Genomic DNA, 18,037 nt, shown 5'->3' with positions numbered 1-18,037 from the left:
GGGCCCCTGGCACGAGGTCCGGTCAGGCGAGCTGGAGGTTGCCGGTCCTGGCCAGGGAGATGACGAGCGACTGGATGATGCGGGTGAGCAGGGCCTCGATCAGCATGACGGCCGCCTTGGCGAGCACGGTGGAGATGAATCCGGACATAACAACCTCACAGGGAGAAAGAGCACTTAAGGCGATAATTCACACCAAGAGAGTCTAAGTCACCAGTCATGAGGTTTCTGTTTGGTGAACGTTCGGTGACGTTCCGCGTGTGGACGCCTGGAAGGCCACCCCGGCGGCCGTCGTGGTGGCGGCGCTCCCCAGGGCGATGGTCCACCCCACGGGCCCCAGATAGTGGCAGCCGAAGAACCGGCAGAGCCCCGGGACCGAGACGGCCGTGCCCAGGGCGCCCAGGGACACGAGCGAGGCCAGCACCACCAGGCGATCCCGGCTGCTCAGGGCCAGGGTCTGCATCAGCTGCGACGCCACGAGCGCGACCAGCCCCATGGAGTCCGCCCGCCCGCGCGTACCGGTCACCCGGCCGATCGCCCAGGCCAGGCCCGCCGCGCTCGCCGTGGTGGCGGCGCGCAGGTAGATGTCGCGGGTCAGGGAGGCGCCCAGCGAGGCCTCCGGCCCCTCGTCCAGCAGTTTCTCCGGGCTGGTGGCAGTCGGAGGCCGGGAGGCCACCGCCATCGCGGGCAGCATGTCGGTGAGCAGGTTGACCAGCAGCAGCTGCCGGGCGTTCAGCACGTTCCCGCCGCTGACCAGGCTGGATCCGACCGCGAAGGCGATCTCGCCGATGTTGCCGCCGAGCAGGATGCTGAGGGCGTCGCGGACCGAGCCCCACATCGCCCTGCCCTCGATGATCGCGTCGACGATCGTCTCGATGCGGTCGTCGGTCACGACGATGTCGGCCGCCGCCCGCGCCGCGGGGGTGGCGCGGGATCCGAGGGCGATGCCCACGTCCGCGCCCCGGATCGCGGGGGCGTCGTTGGCGCCGTCGCCGGTGACCGCGACGACCTTGCCGGTCCGGCGCAGGCAGCTGACGATCCGCGCCTTGTGCGCCGGGGTGGTCCTGGCGAAGACCGTCACGTCCGGCAGTGCCTCCACCAGGGTGTCGTCGTCCATCTCGTCCAGCTCGGGCCCCGTCATGATCCGTCCGCCGTTCAGCACGTTCAGCTCGGCGCCGATCGCCTCAGCCGTGCTCGGGTGGTCACCGGTGATCATGACGATGCGCACGCCCGCCCGCGTGAGGCGGCCGACGCTCTCCGCGGCCGTGGGCCGTACGGGGTCGGCCAGGCCGAGGAAGCCGAGGAAGCACAGGTCCTGGATGCGGGACTCGTCGAGGTCGCGGCGGTCGGAGGCGGGGCGCTCCGCGACCGCGAGCACCCGGTAGCCCTGCCGGGCGAGCTGGTCGAGCTCCTTCTCGATCTCCGCCACGAGGTGGTCCACGAGAGGGACCACCTGACCGTCGCGGAGGATGGACGTGCACCGGGTGATCATGATCTCGGGGGAGCCCTTGACGCTCAGCAGCGAGCCGGAGGCGTCCTTGCCGAGCACGGCGTGGTAGCCGCGTCCCGGCTCGAAGGGGAGCTCGTCGACCCGCTCCCAGCTCCCGTTCCCCTTCTCGGTCACGCCCACCTGCTCGGCGCCCTTCAGCACGGCGCGGTCGGTGGGGTGCGGGATGGGGCGCCCCTCGTCGTGCCGCGGGCACGCGCGCGTCCCCACGGTCACGATGTGCCGCAGCTCGGGCGTGAGGTCCTCCAGGGTGCGCTCGTCCTGCGCGTCCGAGACGCACCGCAGGCTGATGCGCCCCTCGGTGAGGGTCCCCGTCTTGTCGAAGCACAGGACGTTGACCCGGCCGAGGGCCTCGATCGTGGAGGGGTTGGGCACCAGGGTGTTACGGGTCGACAGCCGCCGGGCGGAGGCGAGCTCCGCGACCGAGGCGACGAACGGCAGCCCTTCCGGTACGGCGGCGACGGCGAGGCTCACCGCCGGTGCGAGCGCCTGCGGCACGGAGTTGCCGCGCAACAGGTCGGCGGCGAGCAGGACGACGCCGGACCCGACCGCGACCGGGAGGACCCGACGGCTCAGCTCACGCAGCCGCAGCCGCACGCCCGTGACCGGAGGCTCCTCCGAGGCGAGCCTGGCGGTCCTGGCCGCCTCGGTCGTCTCTCCCGCCGCGACCACCACGGCCAGCCCGCTGCCGGCCGCCACCGTCGTCCCCTCGTAGACCATCGAGCTGCGGTCGGCGATGGCGGGCGAGTTGACGGGCTCCGGCGACTTGGTGACGAGCTGGGACTCGCCGGTCAGGGCGGCCTCGTCGATCTCCAGGCCCACAGCCTTGAGCACGCGGCAGTCGGCCGGCACGGTGTCGCCCGCGCGCAGCTCGATCACGTCGCCGGGTACGAGGTCGTCGACGGTCGCGGTCAGCTGCTCGTAGGGCCGGGTGGCGCTCGCCTTCTCGTGGGAGCCGCCCTTGGCGGAGCGAGCCGCGCTCGCCTTCTCCGCCGTGCCGGCCTTTCCCGCCGCGCCCGCCTTCTCCCGGGGGCGGCGCAGGCGTACGGGAATCGCCACCGCCTCGGTCAGGCGGTGCAGCGCCCGGTCGGCGCTGTAGCGCTGGCCCCCTCCGATGAGCGCGTTGGCGAGCACGACCGCGCCTATCATCACCGAGTCGGAGACCGAGCCGACCAGGGCCGACAGGCCCGCCCCGGCCGCCAGGACGGGGGTCAGCGGGTTGGCCAGCTCCTCGGCGGACACGCGGAGCAGCGAATCGGGGCCCTGGGGCTCTCCCGAGCCCGTGGAGGACCTGCGCCGCGCGGCCTCGGCCTCGCTGATCCCGCTGACCGACGAGCCCAGCAGGGCCAGGACCTCCTTGGCGGGCATCGCGTGCCAGGGAGTCCGGTCGACCCGGATCGGCGCGGTCTCCCGCCCGGCGTGCCAGCCCGCCCAGCCGCCCGTGACGAGGGTGGCCACCGACGTGCAGCTGCTCGCGAGCTGCGCCTTGTGCTGCGACTCCTCCGCGGGCCCGAGGGTCGCCAGCACGCCTCCGGCGGCGGTTCCCGCGGCGGTGAGCCACACGCAGCGCTCGCTCGTCTTCCTCGCCGGCCCCAGGCAGCTCAGGAGCAGGTGGACCTCCTCGAGCTCGGCGATCACGTCCGCGTCCCAGGGCACCCGGCCCGAGCCGCGCAGCACGCCGATGCCCAGGTCGGCCTGGGCCAGCGCGGCCATGCGGCGCGCCGACACCACGGCGACCCCGTGGCCGTCCGCCTGGAGGGCACGGACCGACCGGGCCAGCCGGGAACCGCCCGGCACGATCTCGTCGATGCCGAGCCGCAGGCCGAGTTCCTCGCCGCCTCCCGCGAGCGCCACGGCGCCCGCGCCCCGGGCCGCGGCGACGATCGCGTCGGCCAGCGGGTCGACCAGCGGTGCCAGGCCGACCAGGGCGGCCGGAACACCGTCCCTCGTCACGCGGACGGCCCGGATCCCCCGGGCCTCCCAGTCCTCGGCCTCCGCCGCGACGAGCCCGGCCGGGCCCGCGAGGGGCTCGGCCTTCCACGCGTCGCGTGCCCGCCGCGCGCCGGGGTCGTCGAGGTCGAGCAGGGTGAGGAGCCGCGCGCGCAGCCCGTCGAGGCCCTCGCCGTTCGCGGCGTCCAGGGCGCCGAGGGGAACGATGCGCTCGATCTCCCACGAATCCGTGCCGAGCACGTCGGCGTCGAGGACGACCGTGTCGACGCCGTCCATGCGGCGCAGGGCGCGTTCGTTGAGAACGATCGCGCCGCGTCTCGCCAGGGCGCGCCCGATCGCGGCGGCGAAGAACTCGCGGCCCAGTTTCGCGGCCTTGGGCGTCGTCGCGGTGAGCATGGCGACGGCACGGGCGTGGCCGTCGCCGAGAAGGTACGTCAGCCCGGAGGCACCGGCCGCCACCGGGCTCCCGACACGCTCGAACCGCTCCACGGGGCTGTGGGCCAAGGGGGCGGGACGCGGTTTCCCGGCCGTGCGGATGTGGCGGTAGGAGCCCTTTCGCGACGCCAGTTCGTGCTGGCGCGCCTCCCAGGCCCGCAGCGTGTCGCGCGCCTCGATGTAGCGGCTGGTCGCGGTGACCGACTGGACGACCATCCCCACCCGGCGAAGCGCCAGCGTGTGGGTGATGATGTTCGCCGTCGTGAACAGGGTGACGGTGGCCGGGCCGCCGAGGCGGTGTTCCAGCTCGTGGCGGACCCTGGGAGTGGACTCGGCCAGGCCCAGCAGGGCGGGAAAGATCGGTGGGACCGAGGGTGCGCGCACCGCGTGCCCGGCGAACGCCATGCCCGCCCCGACCAGGCTCGCGCCGAGCCGGATGCCGGCCCGGGTGTGCCGTTCCACCAGCCTGGCGGTGTGGTGTTTCACCAGTTGGGAAGCGAGGAACCCCTGCTCGGGGGATCCGGGGGATCCGGCCTCGTCTTCCGTGCCCTCGGCTTCCCCGGCGTCTTCTATGTCCTCTGTGTCTTCTGTGTCCTCGTCCAGGTCGTAGCCGTCGGTCAGATCATCGTCATCGTCGTCGTCCCCCAGGTCCTCGCCGTCGAGCGCCTCGATGATCGACAGCAGCTTCTCCATGTCGATCGATCCCGGGTCGCAGCCCACGAAGATGGAGCCGAGGACGCCGTTGACCTCCGCCCGCTCGATTCCCTCCAGCTTCAGCAGCGCGTTCTCCAGCCGCCGGGCCCTCGGTTCGCTGCCCGGTGAGCCGATCGCGTGCAGGTCGACATGGAGCCCTCCGGGGCAGGCCCGTTTCCCGCGCGAACGCGGCAGGGCGTTCATGACCGCGGCGGGCACGACCTTGATCGCGTCGGGTACGACGTTCCAGAGGGTTTCCGCGGGTACGGACAGCAGGCGGGGCACGAACATTCAGATCTCCGGCAGGCAAGATGACGGGGCCGATCAGGCCTTGGTTACGCGTGGCCTGATCGGCCCCATCGCTGCGATTACTTGGACGATCTTCCGCGGGCCGAACTTCCCGCCCGGGAGGTGGCGCCCGCGGTGCGGGAAGCGGACGCCGAGGCCCGTGACGTGGGCGTCGCGGTCCGTCGCGACGCGGACGTCGTGGCCCGGGACGCGGGCTTCGTGGTCCGCGAAGCGGGCTTCGCCGTCCGTGCGGCGGGCCTCGCGGTCCTGGGCGCGGGCTTCGTGGCCCGGGACGCGGTGGCGGCCCGTGAGCGCGCGGTGGCCGTGGTGGCCCGGGAACCGGTGCTCGCGGTTCGCGAGCCGGCCGCCGACGTGCGCGACGCGGGCCTCGTGGTCCGCGAGGTGGTTCCTCCCGTACGGGAGGTGGTTCCTCCCGTGCGAGAGGTGGTGCTCTTCGCCCGGGAGGCGGTGGCACCCGTCGCCCGGCTCGTGGTGCCCGTGGTGCCGGTCGTCCGTGAGGCGGTGGTACCGCCTGTCCGGCTCGTGGCACCCGCGGCGCGGGACGCGGGCCTCGTGGTCCGTGAGGTGGTGCTCGTGGCGCGCGATGTGGTGCTCCGGGTGCGCGAGGTGGGGCTCTTGGCCCGGCTCGTGGTGCCCGTCGCGCGGCTCGTGGTGCCCGTCGCGCGGGACGTGGCGCCTGTGGCGCGTGACGCGGCACCGGTCGCCCGGCTCGTGGTGCCCGTGGCGCGCGATGTGGCGCTCCGGGTCCGCGAGGTGGTGGTGCCCGTCGCGCGGCTCGTGGTGCCCGTGGCGCGCGATGTGGCGCTCCGGGCCCGCGAGGTGGTGCCTCCTGCGCGTGAGGTGGTGCTCGTGGCGCGCGATGTGGTGCTCCGGGTGCGCGAGGTGGGGCTCTTGGCCCGGCTCGTGGTGCCCGTCGCGCGGGACGTGGCGCCTGTGGCGCGTGACGCGGCACCGGTCGCCCGGCTCGTGGTGCCCGTGGCGCGCGATGTGGCGCTCCGGGTCCGCGAGGTGGTGGTGCCCGTCGCGCGGCTCGTGGTGCCCGTGGCGCGCGATGTGGCGCTCCGGGCCCGCGAGGTGGGGCTCTTCGCCCGCGAGGTCGTACCGGACGTCCGGGACGTCGAACCGGCTGTCCGGCTCCGGGACGTGGAGCCCGTGGAGCCTGTGGAGCGTGACGCGGCACCGGTCGCCCGGGAGGCGGCGGTACCCGCCGCGCGGGTCGCGGTGCCGGCCACCCGGCTCGCCGCACCCGCGGTGCGGGACGCGGCGGTGCCCGCGGCCCGGGACACCGTGCTCGCGGCCTTGGACGCGGTGCGTGACGCGGCCGATGTCGTACGGGACGCCGGAGTGGTCCGGGACCTGGACGTCGAACCGGTCGTCCGGGATCCGGATGTCGAACCGGTCGTCCGGGATCCGGATGTCGAACCGGTGGACCGGGATCCGGATGTCGAACCGGTGGACCGGGATCCGGATGTCGAACCGGTGGACCGGGATCCGGATGTCGAACCGGTGGACCGGGATCCGGATGTCGAACCGGTGGACCGGGATCCGGATGTCGAACCGGTGGACCGGGATCCGGATGTCGAACCGGTGGACCGGGACGCGGAGCCTCCGGATCCGGAGGTGGTCGTCGAGGAGCCGGACGCGGAGATCGCGGGTCTGGAGGCCGGACTCGACGACCGGCCCTTTCCGCGAGCACGCTGCGCGATCACCGTTCCGACCCCGATGGCGGCCGCTACCGGCCATTCGAGCAACCCCGCCACCGCGAGCGCGCCGAGCCCTCCGTAGTAGACGATGCGCTCGGCCGGAGGAAGGAACGACTTGGCCGTGTCGACGGCCTGTCCCGCCTCCTGCCTGCTGACGTGCGGCATGTGAACATGCGGCGGTCGTAGCTGCACGGTCAGCATCGGAAGCTTGAGCGTTAGCGAGTTGCCGTCCTGTTTCCTGCTTGCCTGGGCATGCGTGGTGGACGTTGCGGGTGTGGTCGGTCTCTGCGCCGTACGGGCGCGTGACCGGCTCGTCTGAGCTACTGCCATGATCCCTCCTCATGGGAACCGAGGGAAGGTGCAAATGGAGCCCGCAGGAGGTCGATCATGCCTTCTACGTGCGGTTATATGGCCGGAGTGCCATTCTCGTAATCTTCCTCGTATTGGGGCCGCGAAACGCGTAACGCTCGCTGAATCGGATGTTAGGGGATGAATCTCCGGACAGTCTGTCCCTGAGTGTCCGTTTCGAGATGATTTAGGAGAGGTACGGCTTGAGCTCGCGGCGCGCCACGGTGCGGAGGTGGACCTCGTCCGGGCCGTCGAAGATGCGCATCGCGCGTGCCTGCGCGTACATCGTCGCGAGGGGGACGTCGTCGGACAGTCCCATGCCGCCGTGGACCTGGATGGCGCGGTCGATGACGTCGCAGGCCATCCTCGGGGCGACCACCTTGATGGCGGATATCTCCGAGGCCGCGGCCTTCGCGCCGACCGTGTCAATCATCCACGCGGCCTTCAGGGTGAGCAGCCTGGCCTGATCGATGGCGAGCCGCGACTCGGCGATCTGCTGCTGAACCACACCCTGCTGCGCCAGCGTCTGGCCGAAGGCCACCCGGTTGGCGGCGCGGGCGCACATCAGCTCCAGTGCGCGCTCGGCCATCCCGATGGCGCGCATGCAGTGGTGGATGCGGCCGGGACCGAGACGGGCCTGCGCGATGCGGAAGCCGTCCCCCTCCTCCGCGACGAGGTTCGCGGCGGGCACCCGGGCGTCGGTGAAGACGATCTCGGAGTGGCCGTGCTGCTCCTGGTAGCCGAAGAGCGGCAGGTGGCGTACGACCTCGACGCCCGGCGTGTCCATCGGGACCAGGATCATCGACTGCTGGCGGTGCGGGGGGCCGCCGGGGTCGGTCTTGCCCATCACGATCAGGATCTCGCAGCGCGGGTCGGCCACCCCGGTGATGAACCACTTGCGGCCGTTGACGACGTACTCGGAGCCGTCGAGCGTGATGGAGGTGGCGATGTTGGTGGCGTCGCTGGAGGCCACCGCGGGCTCGGTCATCGCGAACGCCGAACGGATCTCGCCCGCGAGCAGCGGCTTGAGCCACCGCTCCCGCTGCTCGGGCGAGCCGAACATGTGCAGGACCTCCATGTTCCCGGTGTCGGGGGCCGCGCAGTTCAGCGCCTCGGGGGCGAGGTCGATGGAGCGGCCGGTGACCTCGGCCAGGCTGGCGTAGTCGAGCACCGACAGGCCCGACTCGGCGGGCAGGAACAGGTTCCAGAGACCGCGCGAGCGTGCCTCGGACTTGAGCTCCTCCACCACCGGCGGCAACTCGTGGCTGTCGTGCCCCCGGGTCCGGCGCCACGCGTGGTAGACCGGCTCCGCCGGGTAGACGTGGGTGGTCATGAAGTCGGTCAGATTGGCGAGGTATTCCTGCGCCTTGTCGCTGAGCGCGAAGTCCATGGCGGCCAGTTTGGCACCACCCCTTCTTCGGCCGTCCACCGGTCCACGCCTACTCTGGAACCCGTTTCATCGAGGAGGACAGATGCTGAAGGGCGTGCTGATCGACTGGGGTGGCGTGCTCACGGTCGGTCTCGCCGAGGCGATCGCCGAGTGGATCGTCGCCGAGAATCTCGACGAGGCCCACTACCGCGAGGTGATGCGCGAGCTCATCGTGCACGCGTACGAGAACTCCAGGAACGGCGAGAACATGATTCACGCCCTGGAGCGCGGAGAGATCTCCGGCCTGGACTTCGAGCGCGACCTGGCGGCCAGGCTGATCACCGTGGACGGTGTGCCGCTGGTCGCCGAGGGGCTGCTGACCAGGATGTTCTCCCGCTTCCACCGGGTCGAGCCGATGTACGAGATGCTCCGCGAGGCCCGTGCCGCGGGGCTGCGCACCTGCCTGCTCTCCAACTCCTGGGCGAACGAGTACCCCCGCGAGGGCTGGGAGGACGTCTTCGACGAGGTCGTCATCTCCGGAGAGATCGGCATGCGCAAGCCCGAGCCGAGGATCTTCGAGTACGCACTCGGCAGGATCGGCCTGGCCGGGAAGGAGTGCGTGTTCGTCGACGACATCGAGGCCAACATCGAGGCCGCCCGGCGGCTCGGCATCGTCGGCGTGCACCACCGCGACCCCGAGCTGACCATCTCCGAGCTGGAGACCCTGTTCCGGGTCTCGCTCCGCTGACCCGTCCCGTCGCTCGTCTTCCCGCCCCACCGGGCACCCCGCCCGACGGGGAGCGCGGCCCGTTCCGGATCGTGTCGCTCCGCGCGGGCGATATCACCGGGGGTCGCGGTTACTGGCACACTCGATGCGTGAATCGGCGCCGGAGCGGCGCCGATGTCGGAGAGACAGATCGAGGCATGGATGCGCGTCTACCTGCCGTGTACGCTCCCGGCGCTGGCCCGCGTGGCCACCGTGGGGGAGCTCGGCCCGGCCCCGCTGACCGGCTACGCGGTGACCCCCGCGTTGATCGAGTGGTACGTCTCGGGTGACACCGAGGAACTGGAGTACGTCGCCCTGACCGAGGCGGCGAGGGATTCCCTGCGGATGCTGGCCGCCGACCGCGCCGACGGGGTGGAGGTCGCCGCACGACGGGTCGTCGTCGCCGTCGACGTGCCGGAGGGCGGCGTGAGCGCGAGCGCCGACCTGGAGGAGCGCGCCCGGGTGCGGCTCGCCGCGGCGGTCCCGCTGGGGCTGATCGCCGCCGTCCACGTGGACGACCTGTCGGCGGTGAAGGATGTCGAGGCCGCCCTCGCCGCGCTGCCCGCGGCCGACCGCGGCGACGACGACGCCCGCTTCACCGTGGACGGCGCCGAGGCCAACGAGCTCCTGTGGTACGCCACCCAGGAGATCCCCGACCTGGTCGGCTGACCTCCGCCCTCCGCCCTCCGCCCTCCGCCCTTCGCTCTTCGGCCTTCGTCCCGCGTCCTCCGTTCCCCGCCCGGAGCCCGGAGCCCGGCTGCCCCCTACCCCGGGGTCCGGCGCCCGTGTTCCCGGGGCCCGCACGCCTGGAGTCCGGCGCCCGTGTTTCCGGCGCACGCACCACCGGGGGCCTGGGGCGGGAGTCCGCGCGGCGAGCTCCCCGCGCGGGCCGGTGCCCCTGTAGCGCCGCCGCTCCGGCGGGGATTTTCGCTATTCTGGATGGCAATATGAGACACATTGTTTGGGATTGGAACGGCACGCTGTTTCACGACATCGACGCCGTCGTCGGTGCGACGAACGCGGTGTTCGAGCCGTACGGACTGGGTTCCTACGACGCCGACCGCTTCCGAGCGGTCTACACGCGCCCGATCTGGGCCGCCTACGAGCGGATGCTCGGCCGCGCCCTCGAGGACGGCGAGTGGGAGAGGCTCGACCTCGGCTTCCACGAGAGCTACCACCGGCTGATGCTGGAGTGCGAGCTGGCCGCCGACGCCCTCTCCACCCTGCAGAGCTGGGAGCGCGCGGGCGGCAAGCAGTCGCTGCTGTCCATGTGGGCGCACGAGCGGCTGGTTCCCAAGATCGCGGAATTCGGCATCGACCACCACTTCGTCCGGATCGACGGCCTGCGCGGCGACGCCGGCGGGCACAAGGCCGAATCGATGGTGGCCCACCTCGCCGCGCTCGGCATCGACCCGGCCGACGTGCTGGTGATCGGCGACAGCCTGGACGACGCGCACGCCGCCCAGCATGTCGGGGCACGCGCGGTCCTCTACACCGGCGGCATGACCAGCCGGGCCGACCTGATGGCCTTCGGCGTCCCGGTCGTCGACACCCTGGAGAACGCGCTCGACCACGCCTGACGGCCCGTCACGCGAGGGCCGCCCGTCCGCGACCTGGCGAGCACGGTCCGTCATCCGGCCTCGTGAGCACGGTCCGTCGCGCGATCCCATGAGCACGGCCCGCCACGCGACCTCGTGGGCACGGTCCGGCGCGGCTTCGCGGGAGCGACCCGGCGCGCGGCCTCACGTGCGGCCTCACGCGCGGCCTCACGAGAACCGGCAAACGGATCCTTTCGGTATCGAAGGCGGTCGCCGTGCGCCCAGGGCCTTACCCTGGGCATCCGCACCCATTCCGGGAGGCCCCCGATCAACCGCCTCGTCCTCTGGAACATCGACCTCACGCTGGTCGACGTGTCGATCGTCACCCGGGAGGCATACGCGGAGGCCTTCCGCCGTGTCACCGGAAGACCGCTGGTGAAGCTGACCCAGGCCAACGGGCGTCCCGACTCCGAGATCGTCTTCGAGATGCTCGCCATCAACGGGATCGTCGCCGAGGACGACCACCTTCCCCGGTTCCTCGACGCGCTGGCCGGGTCCTTCGGGGCGCGGCGCAGGAGCCTGGCCAAGGACGGCCGGATGATGCCCGGCGCCCGCGACGCGCTGAAGGCCGTCGCGAAACTCGACGGCGTGGTCCAGTCGGTGCTCACCGGCACGATCAAGAGCAACGCGGTGCACAAGCTGACCGCGTTCAGCCTCGACAAGCACGTCGACTTCGAGATCGGCGGCTACGGCGAGGAGGTCTATCCCAAGGCCACCCTCCTGCAGGTCGCCCAGGGCCGCGCCAAACGGAAGTACGGGGCGGTCTTCGACGGGCACAACACCGTGCTGATCGGTGACTCGGCCAGGGACGTCCAGGCCGCCAGGATCGCCGGGGCCGCGATCATCGGGGTCGCCTCGGGACGTTCCCTGCCGGCCGAGCTGCACGAGGCGGGAGCCGACGTGGTCCTGCCCGACCTCTCCAACCCCTCCGAGGTCGTCGCCGCCGTGGCCGGCCTCACCTCCCCGGCCCGGCGCGCCGGCCACTTCCCCGCGGGCCGCTGACCACCGGACCTTCGGGCCGTACGAGGCGAGCCGGCCGCCGGCCCCCACGGCAGCACGAGACAAGTCGTGCGGGGCCCTCGCCGCTGATCGGCCCCACATGTCCGGCCGGGATTCGTGTCCGTGGCGAGGCCGCTGCCCGTCCCCGGGGAGGGATTCGTACGTGGACGTCCCACACGGGGAGGCCGGAGGGTGTGTGGCCATGGGGGATGACATTCGGGTGGGGCGCCGAGAGGATGGGGCCATGGTTGAGGAAGGTGCGCCGCTCTGGGAGCCGTCCCCGGAGATCGTGAGGAACGCCAAGGTCACCCGTTACGCGGAGTGGCTGGGCAGGACCGGTGACTACGAGTCCCTGTGGCAGTGGTCGGTCGACGCCCCGGAGGAGTTCTGGACGTCGATCTGGGACTACTTCGAGGTGGTGGGGGAGCGCGGTGACGGGCCCGTCATGTCGGGGGGCATGCCCGGCACCGAGTGGTTCGCCGGGTCGACGCTGAACTACGCGGCCAACGCGCTGCGCGGGGCCGCCGACGACCCCGGGCGGCTCGCGGTGGTCTCCCGCGACGAGGCGGGCGGGCGCGAGGCGCTCACCCTCGGGGAGCTGGCCGAGGAGGTGGCGCGGGTCCGCACCGGGCTGGCCGCGCTGGGCGTCGGGCGGGGCGACCGGGTCGCGGCCTACGTGCCGAACGTCCCCGAGGCGCTGATCGCCTTCCTGGCGACCGCATCCCTGGGCGCCATCTGGTCCTCCTGCTCGCCCGACTTCGGCGCGCCCAGCGTGATCGACCGCTTCACCCAGATCGAGCCGAAGGTGCTCGTCGCGGTCGACGGCTACGACTACAACGGCAGGAGCTTCGACCGGAGCACGGTCGTCCAGGACATCGCCGCCAAGCTGCCGACCCTCGTGGCACAGGTCCGCGTCCCGTCCCGGGCCGCGCGGAGCACGCCGGGTTCCGGCGCGGTGCCCCCGGACGAGGGCGCGGTGCCCCCGGACGAGACCGTGACCGCGCACGGGGTCCGTACGGTGAGCTGGGCGGAGGTGCGCGCCGTCGCGGGGCCGCTCGCCTTCGAGCCGGTGCCGTTCGGGCACCCGCTCTGGATCGTCTACTCCTCGGGCACCACCGGGTTGCCCAAGCCGATCGTGCACGGTCACGGCGGCGTGGTGCTGGAGCACCTCAAGGCGCTCTCCTTCCACCAGGACCTGGGCCGGGACGACGTCTTCTTCTGGTACACCACCACCGGCTGGATGATGTGGAACTACCTCGTCGGCGGCCTGCTGGTCGGCTCGGCGGTGGTGCTCTACGACGGGGCGGCGACCTACCCGGAGACCGGCGCGCTCTGGCGGCTGGCCGCGGAGGAGGGGGTCACCTACTTCGGCACGGGGGCTCCGTACGTGATCGCGTCCATGAAGGCCGGTCTCGAACCGTCCGGCCTCGACCGGCTGCGGGGGCTCGGGTCCACCGGCTCGCCGCTGCCGCCCGAGGGGTTCGCCTGGGTGCACGACGCGCTGCCGGAGGTCCAGCTCGGCTCGTTCTCCGGCGGCACCGACGTGTGCACCGGCTTCGTGGGCGCCGTGCCGCTGCTCCCGGTCCGGGCGGGGGTGATCCCGTGCCGCTGCCTGGGGGCGCGGGTCGAGTCCTTCGACCCGTCGGGCGTGCCGCTGGTCGGCGAGGTGGGCGAGCTGGTGCTGACCCTGCCGATGCCGTCGATGCCGGTGATGTTCTGGAACGACCCCGACGGGTCCCGCTACCGCGACAGCTACTTCTCCGAGTATCCCGGCGTCTGGCGGCACGGCGACTGGATCAAGATCCTTCCCGACGGTGGCTGCGTGATCTACGGCCGCTCCGACTCGACCCTGAACCGGGGCGGTGTCCGGATGGGCACCAGCGAGTTCTACCGCGTGGTGGAGCGCTTCGAGGAGATCACCGACAGCCTGGTGATCGACACCGGCCAGCTCGGGCAGGAGGGCCGCCTGCTGCTGTACGTCACCATGGCCGAGACGGCGACCCTGGACGACGACCTGGTCGCGCGCCTGCGCCGGGAGCTGCGGGAAGGGCTCTCCCCCCGCCACGTGCCGAACGAGATCATCGAGGTCCCGGGCATTCCCCGCACCCTCAGCGGCAAGAAGCTGGAGGTCCCCATTCGCAAGATCCTCCTCGGCGTCGCCCCTGAGAAGGCCGCCAACCTCGACGCCATGGCCAATCCCGAGGTCCTCGCCCACTTCGCCCCGGGAGCCGACGTCACACGGCACTGACCCCCGCGCCCCGGGGCTCCCGGCCTCCGGGGGAGAAGAAAGGGGCGTTCAGGATCCCCCGGGGAAAGAGGAACGGGCGGCCCGGATTCCCTGAGGTCAGATTCCCTGGGGGAGGCGGAACAGGCGGCCCGGGTCGCGGGCGGCCTTGATCTGGCCGAGCCTGGCGGCGTTGCCCCCGTAGTAGGCCGCGCGCCAGCCGCCGAGCTCCGGGTCGACGTAGTTGACGTACGCGTGGTCGCCGAAGTGGGGCCGCATCGCCGCGTGCGCGGTCCTGGCCCAGCCGGCCGCCCCGGAGCGGTGGGCGTAGTACTGCACGCTGTAGAGGGCGGCCCGGTGCGGGAAGGCCGTGGCCTCGGGGCGGACCCTGGCGACGGCGCCGCCGAGGGCGTCCAGCAGCACGGTGTGCTCGCCGGGCCGGGCGACCTGGGCGACCAGGGCCCTGGCCCCGGCCTCGGACAGCGGGCGGTAGGCCATGTGCGACTTGGCCTTGAAGGTGTCCCTGGACAGCCGCCCGCCCCGGGTCTGCCCCGGCAGGGAGCCGCCCAGGTGGCACTGGGTGACCGAGAGCGAGCCGCAGCCAGCCATGGTCAGCATGGCCTGGCGGTAGGAGGTCTGCCGGACGTGGCTCGACGACGGGGACCCGGCCGCGTCGGCCAGCCTGTCGAGCAGCCGCTCGCAACCTGCCCTGCCGCCGAGGTAGAGCCCGACGACCTCCACGTCCGTCCCGCCGTTGCGGCTCAGGTGCATGCCCGACCACATGGCGTCCGGCGCCGAGGGCCCCCACGCCTGCCAGGCGCGCAGGGCCCTGACCGCCTTCGACCACGGCCAGTGCAGGAAGAACACCGTCACCTCGCGGGTGGGGTGGGTCCGGAACTCGAAGGAGACCGCCACGCCGAGGTTGCCCCCGCCGCCGCCCCGCGAGGCCCAGTACAGGTCGGCGTTGTGGTCGGCGTCGCAGGTCAGCAGCCGCCCGTCGGCCGTGACGATCTGGACCGACTCCATCACGTCGCAGGTCAGGCCGTACTTCCTGGAGACCACGCCGATCCCGCCGCCCAGCGCCAGCCCGCTCACCCCGACCGTGGCGCAGGTCCCGGCGGGGACGCTGACCCCGCTCGCGGCCAGTTTGTCGTAGACGTCGATCAGCTTGGCCCCCGCCCCGACGGTCGCCCGCCCCGAGGCGTGGCTCACCTTGCTCATCCGGGAGACGTCGAGGACCAGGCCGGTCCCGGTGGACCAGCCCGCATAGGAGTGCCCGCCGGACCGTACGGCCAGCGGCAGCCTCAGCCGGCGCGCGAAGGCGACGCACTCGGCGACGTCGGAGGGGTTGGCGCAGTAGGCCACCCCCGACGGCCGGACCGCGTCGAAGGCGGGGTTGAACAGCTTGCGCGCGCCCTCGTACGCGGCGTCGCCCGGCCGGACGAGCCTGCCCTCCAGCCCGCCGGCCAGGGCCCGCCAGTCGGCGGGCCGTGGCGCGCTCGCGGCGCCCGAGCCGGTCGTGCCATTGAGGCCGGTCGTGCCGGTGGCGCCGGTGGCACCGGTGACACTGTGGCCGGTCATGCCGGTGGCGCTCAGGGCGGGTGTGCCCTGAGCGCCCAGTGCGAGGGCGGCCAGGCCGCCGGTCCGGAGGAATGCCCGCCTGTCCGGAGGGGTTCGCATGTCGTTACTCCCCGAGGTTCGGTGTCACCTTCCCGATAGGACGACCGCACCGCCCTTCCGGTTCGTCACATTCGCGTTACTCCTGGGGTGATGGATGCGGTTCACGCGCCCTGCGCCACCCGCAGCGCGAGGGCCGGGCACATCTCGACGGCCCTGCGGGCCATCCGCCGGAACTGGGTGGGCACGGTGTCGCGGCTGAACACCGGGTAGCCGTGCTCGTCGAGGTGGACGAGGTCGGGGGCGAGCTGTGCGCACAGGCCGTGGCCCTGGCACCGGGTCCAGTCCACGGTGAGCTTCACCTCGGGCTCGTTCTCCTGCGGGGGCAGGGGGAGCACGCCGAGCACCGGGCGCCCGCAGCTGCCGCGCAGCAGGTGCTCCTCGATGTCCTCGGGGAAGGCGTCCAGCGCCGACAGCACGAACCTGGACGTCCCGTCGGGGTGGAAGCACGCGCCCCTGCCCTTGACGCTCGCGGCCCTGCTCCGCAGCTCGTCCAGGGCGGAGGCCGACCCGTTCACGAGCTCGGCCATCGACTGCGCGACGTCCGGGAGCCCGAGACGGCAGGGACCGCACTGCCCCGACGACTGGGCGGCCAGGTATTTGGCGACCCTGACCGTCTCGCCGAGCGGGCAGGTCTCCCCGCCGAGCGGCACGATGATCCCGGCGCCGAGCTGGCCGCCCGCCTCCGCGATGCCCTGGCGGGAGACGGTCGCCACGGCCGCCGCGTCCGCGTGCAGCCACGCGCCGTGGTAGCCGCCGACCAGCACCCCGTCGCCGGTGGAGGCCTGACAGGCGTCCAGGACGGCGTACAGCGGGGTGCCGGTCGCGACCTCGACCACGGCCGGGGCCTTGGCGGAGCCGCCCACGGTGAGCAGGACCGTCCCCGGCTCGCGCGCCGTGCCGACGTCGGCGTACCGCTCCGCGCCCAGGGTCGCGAGGACCGCGAGCTGTGCGTACGTCTCGGCGTTGGACAGCAGGGTGGGCAGCCCGTTCACGCCGCTCTCCACGGCCCTGACCTTGCGGCCCGGCGGCTCCCCGACCAGGCCGTTCACCGAACGGACCAGCGCGCCGCCCTCGCCGGAGATGAACCTCTCGACGATGCCGACCACCCGGACCTGGCCGCTGATGCCCCGCTCCTCGACGGCGGCGGCCACGGACGCCTGGCCCATGCCGCCCTCGACGGTCGCGATCACGACCTGCTTGGCGCCGATCGCGCCCGCCGCGAGCAGCGCGCCCTCGATGACCAGGTGGGGGGTCCTGGTGAGCAGCATCGTGTCCTTGCTGCTCGCGGGCTCGCCCTCGGCCGCGTTGACCAGGACGATCTTCTCCGCCTTCTTGCCCAGCACCGCGCGGACCTTGCGGGCGAAGGGGAACGCGGCCCCGCCCCGCCCGCGCATGTCCACCTCGTCGGCGAGCGCCGCCAGCTCCTCGCCGGACATGCCCGGCGCCGTGCCGTGCATGTCGCGATGCTCGGCGAGGTCCATCCTGCGGCAGTCCTCGAGCCCGGCGGTCAGCCGGGCGGGCCCTAACTGGCGGACGGGGGGTACGCGGTAGGGAATCATCCGACATCTCCGATACGACGAAGCTCCGGCGGGTCCTCACGCACCAGGCGCGGGATGCGGCCGACGATGCTCGTGGGCGGCGTGATGCTCGTGGGCGGGGTCAGGTCCGCGGCGACGGGCACCTCCACCGGCATCTCCTCGCGGACGAGGATCGGCTTGGGCTGCAGCTCGGAGATCACCCTGATCAGCAGGGCGGCTCCCACCGCGACCAGGCAGACCACGTAACTCCAGGTCACCCACTCGGCGGGGGCGCGGCCCGCGGTCAGCCCGTGCAGGACCGCCATCGGCCACGCCAGATAGGCGGAGCCGTGCAGCATGCGCCAGAGCCACGGCCTGCGGTTCTCCGCGAACCTGGCCCGGGCGACCCCGGTGAGGAAGACGACGATCATCAGGTCGGAGGCGATGGCCCCGAAGCCGACGTACAGGCTCTGGCCGCTCGCGCCCAGCGGGACCACCACGGAGGCGAGGGAGGTCCTGCTTTCGATGATCTTCATGATGACGTGGATGGCGAGGAAGCCCATGCCGAGCATGGCGGCGGCCCGGTGGACGAGCTGCGACCGGATCCTGCCCAGGACCGGCAGCACGATCCGGTCGGCGGAGAGCAGGCCGAGCGCCACGGTCGCGGTGAGGGACACGAGGGCGATCACGCCCGAGAAGAACGAGAAGACACCACGGATGGCGGCTGCCACCTCCATGCCGGGCGCTGTCCGCCCGAGCATGAGGAGTCCGACCACGGAGACCGTGATCGTGACGCCGAGACCGATCCTGGCGGGCCTCTGGTCGAGACTGATCCCGGCTTCCGCCCGGGTGTGTCTCGGAGTCCGTCTGTTACCCACCTATGGCTCCTGTCTGCGAACCGGCTCGGACGGCTTCTGCGTCCGAGGGTGATGGACTCTGATA

The 18,037-nt window shown here is 72.5% G+C and carries 12 protein-coding genes; 6 read left to right on the top strand and 6 right to left on the bottom strand.

Going from position 1 to position 18,037, the window contains the following annotated elements:
* Positions 1-22: 22 nt before the first annotated feature.
* Together AC5L38_RS10775 and AC5L38_RS10770 are read right to left on the bottom strand one after the other, a co-directional pair.
* On the bottom strand, positions 23-148 hold the full coding sequence (locus AC5L38_RS10775; RefSeq protein WP_495242610.1) for a hypothetical protein: 126 nt from the start codon (positions 146-148) through the stop codon (positions 23-25).
* 66 nt (positions 149-214) lie between these two features.
* Complete coding sequence (locus tag AC5L38_RS10770) at positions 215-4,873, bottom strand: cation-translocating P-type ATPase (RefSeq protein WP_495242609.1); 4,659 nt, start codon at positions 4,871-4,873, stop codon at positions 215-217.
* A gap of 132 nt (positions 4,874-5,005) precedes the next feature.
* Here AC5L38_RS10770 and AC5L38_RS10765 point away from each other — a divergent pair, with 132 nt between their 5' ends.
* Positions 5,006-6,676 (top strand): hypothetical protein, encoded by a 1,671-nt coding sequence (locus tag AC5L38_RS10765; RefSeq protein WP_495242608.1) that lies wholly within the window; start codon positions 5,006-5,008, stop codon positions 6,674-6,676.
* A gap of 453 nt (positions 6,677-7,129) precedes the next feature.
* Here the strand turns inward: AC5L38_RS10765 and AC5L38_RS10760 are convergent, their stop codons facing one another.
* Positions 7,130-8,332 carry an acyl-CoA dehydrogenase family protein gene (locus AC5L38_RS10760; RefSeq protein WP_495242607.1) on the bottom strand — a complete coding sequence of 401 codons (1,203 nt, stop codon included), beginning with the start codon at positions 8,330-8,332 and terminating at the stop codon, positions 7,130-7,132.
* Positions 8,333-8,414: 82 nt separating this feature from the next.
* Here AC5L38_RS10760 and AC5L38_RS10755 point away from each other — a divergent pair, with 82 nt between their 5' ends.
* The 5 genes from AC5L38_RS10755 (at position 8,415) to AC5L38_RS10735 (ending at position 13,922) form a co-directional block, all read left to right on the top strand.
* Entirely contained in the window at positions 8,415-9,059 is a 645-nt protein-coding gene (locus tag AC5L38_RS10755) for an HAD family hydrolase (RefSeq protein WP_495242606.1), read from the top strand.
* Positions 9,060-9,239: 180 nt separating this feature from the next.
* Positions 9,240-9,746, top strand: a complete 507-nt coding sequence (locus AC5L38_RS10750) for a DUF6912 family protein (RefSeq protein WP_495242788.1) — start codon at positions 9,240-9,242, stop codon at positions 9,744-9,746.
* A 278-nt stretch (positions 9,747-10,024) separates the two neighbouring features.
* Positions 10,025-10,657 (top strand): HAD family hydrolase, encoded by a 633-nt coding sequence (locus tag AC5L38_RS10745; protein WP_495242605.1) that lies wholly within the window; start codon positions 10,025-10,027, stop codon positions 10,655-10,657.
* 285 nt (positions 10,658-10,942) lie between these two features.
* Positions 10,943-11,677: an HAD family hydrolase gene (locus AC5L38_RS10740; RefSeq protein WP_495242787.1), complete on the top strand. Its 735-nt coding sequence runs from the start codon at positions 10,943-10,945 to the stop codon at positions 11,675-11,677.
* Between the two features lie 241 nt (positions 11,678-11,918).
* Positions 11,919-13,922 (top strand): acetoacetate--CoA ligase, encoded by a 2,004-nt coding sequence (locus AC5L38_RS10735; protein WP_495242604.1) that lies wholly within the window; start codon positions 11,919-11,921, stop codon positions 13,920-13,922.
* Positions 13,923-14,018: 96 nt separating this feature from the next.
* On the opposite strand, the gene AC5L38_RS10730 is transcribed toward AC5L38_RS10735, so the two are convergent.
* From AC5L38_RS10730 to AC5L38_RS10720, 3 genes are all read right to left on the bottom strand, one after another.
* On the bottom strand, positions 14,019-15,578 hold the full coding sequence (locus tag AC5L38_RS10730) for an FAD-binding oxidoreductase (protein WP_495242603.1): 1,560 nt from the start codon (positions 15,576-15,578) through the stop codon (positions 14,019-14,021).
* Between the two features lie 101 nt (positions 15,579-15,679).
* Positions 15,680-17,137: an NADH-ubiquinone oxidoreductase-F iron-sulfur binding region domain-containing protein gene (locus tag AC5L38_RS10725; protein WP_495242602.1), complete on the bottom strand. Its 1,458-nt coding sequence runs from the start codon at positions 17,135-17,137 to the stop codon at positions 15,680-15,682.
* Positions 17,134-17,973 carry a ferric reductase-like transmembrane domain-containing protein gene (locus tag AC5L38_RS10720; protein ID WP_495242601.1) on the bottom strand — a complete coding sequence of 280 codons (840 nt, stop codon included), beginning with the start codon at positions 17,971-17,973 and terminating at the stop codon, positions 17,134-17,136. Before AC5L38_RS10720 ends, AC5L38_RS10725 begins: the two co-directional genes overlap by 4 nt.
* Positions 17,974-18,037: the final 64 nt, after the last annotated feature.

Source organism: Streptosporangium nanhuense (assembly GCF_059358815.1).
Note: the sequence above shows the minus strand (reverse complement) of the source record. Positions and strands in the feature narration are given on the sequence as shown.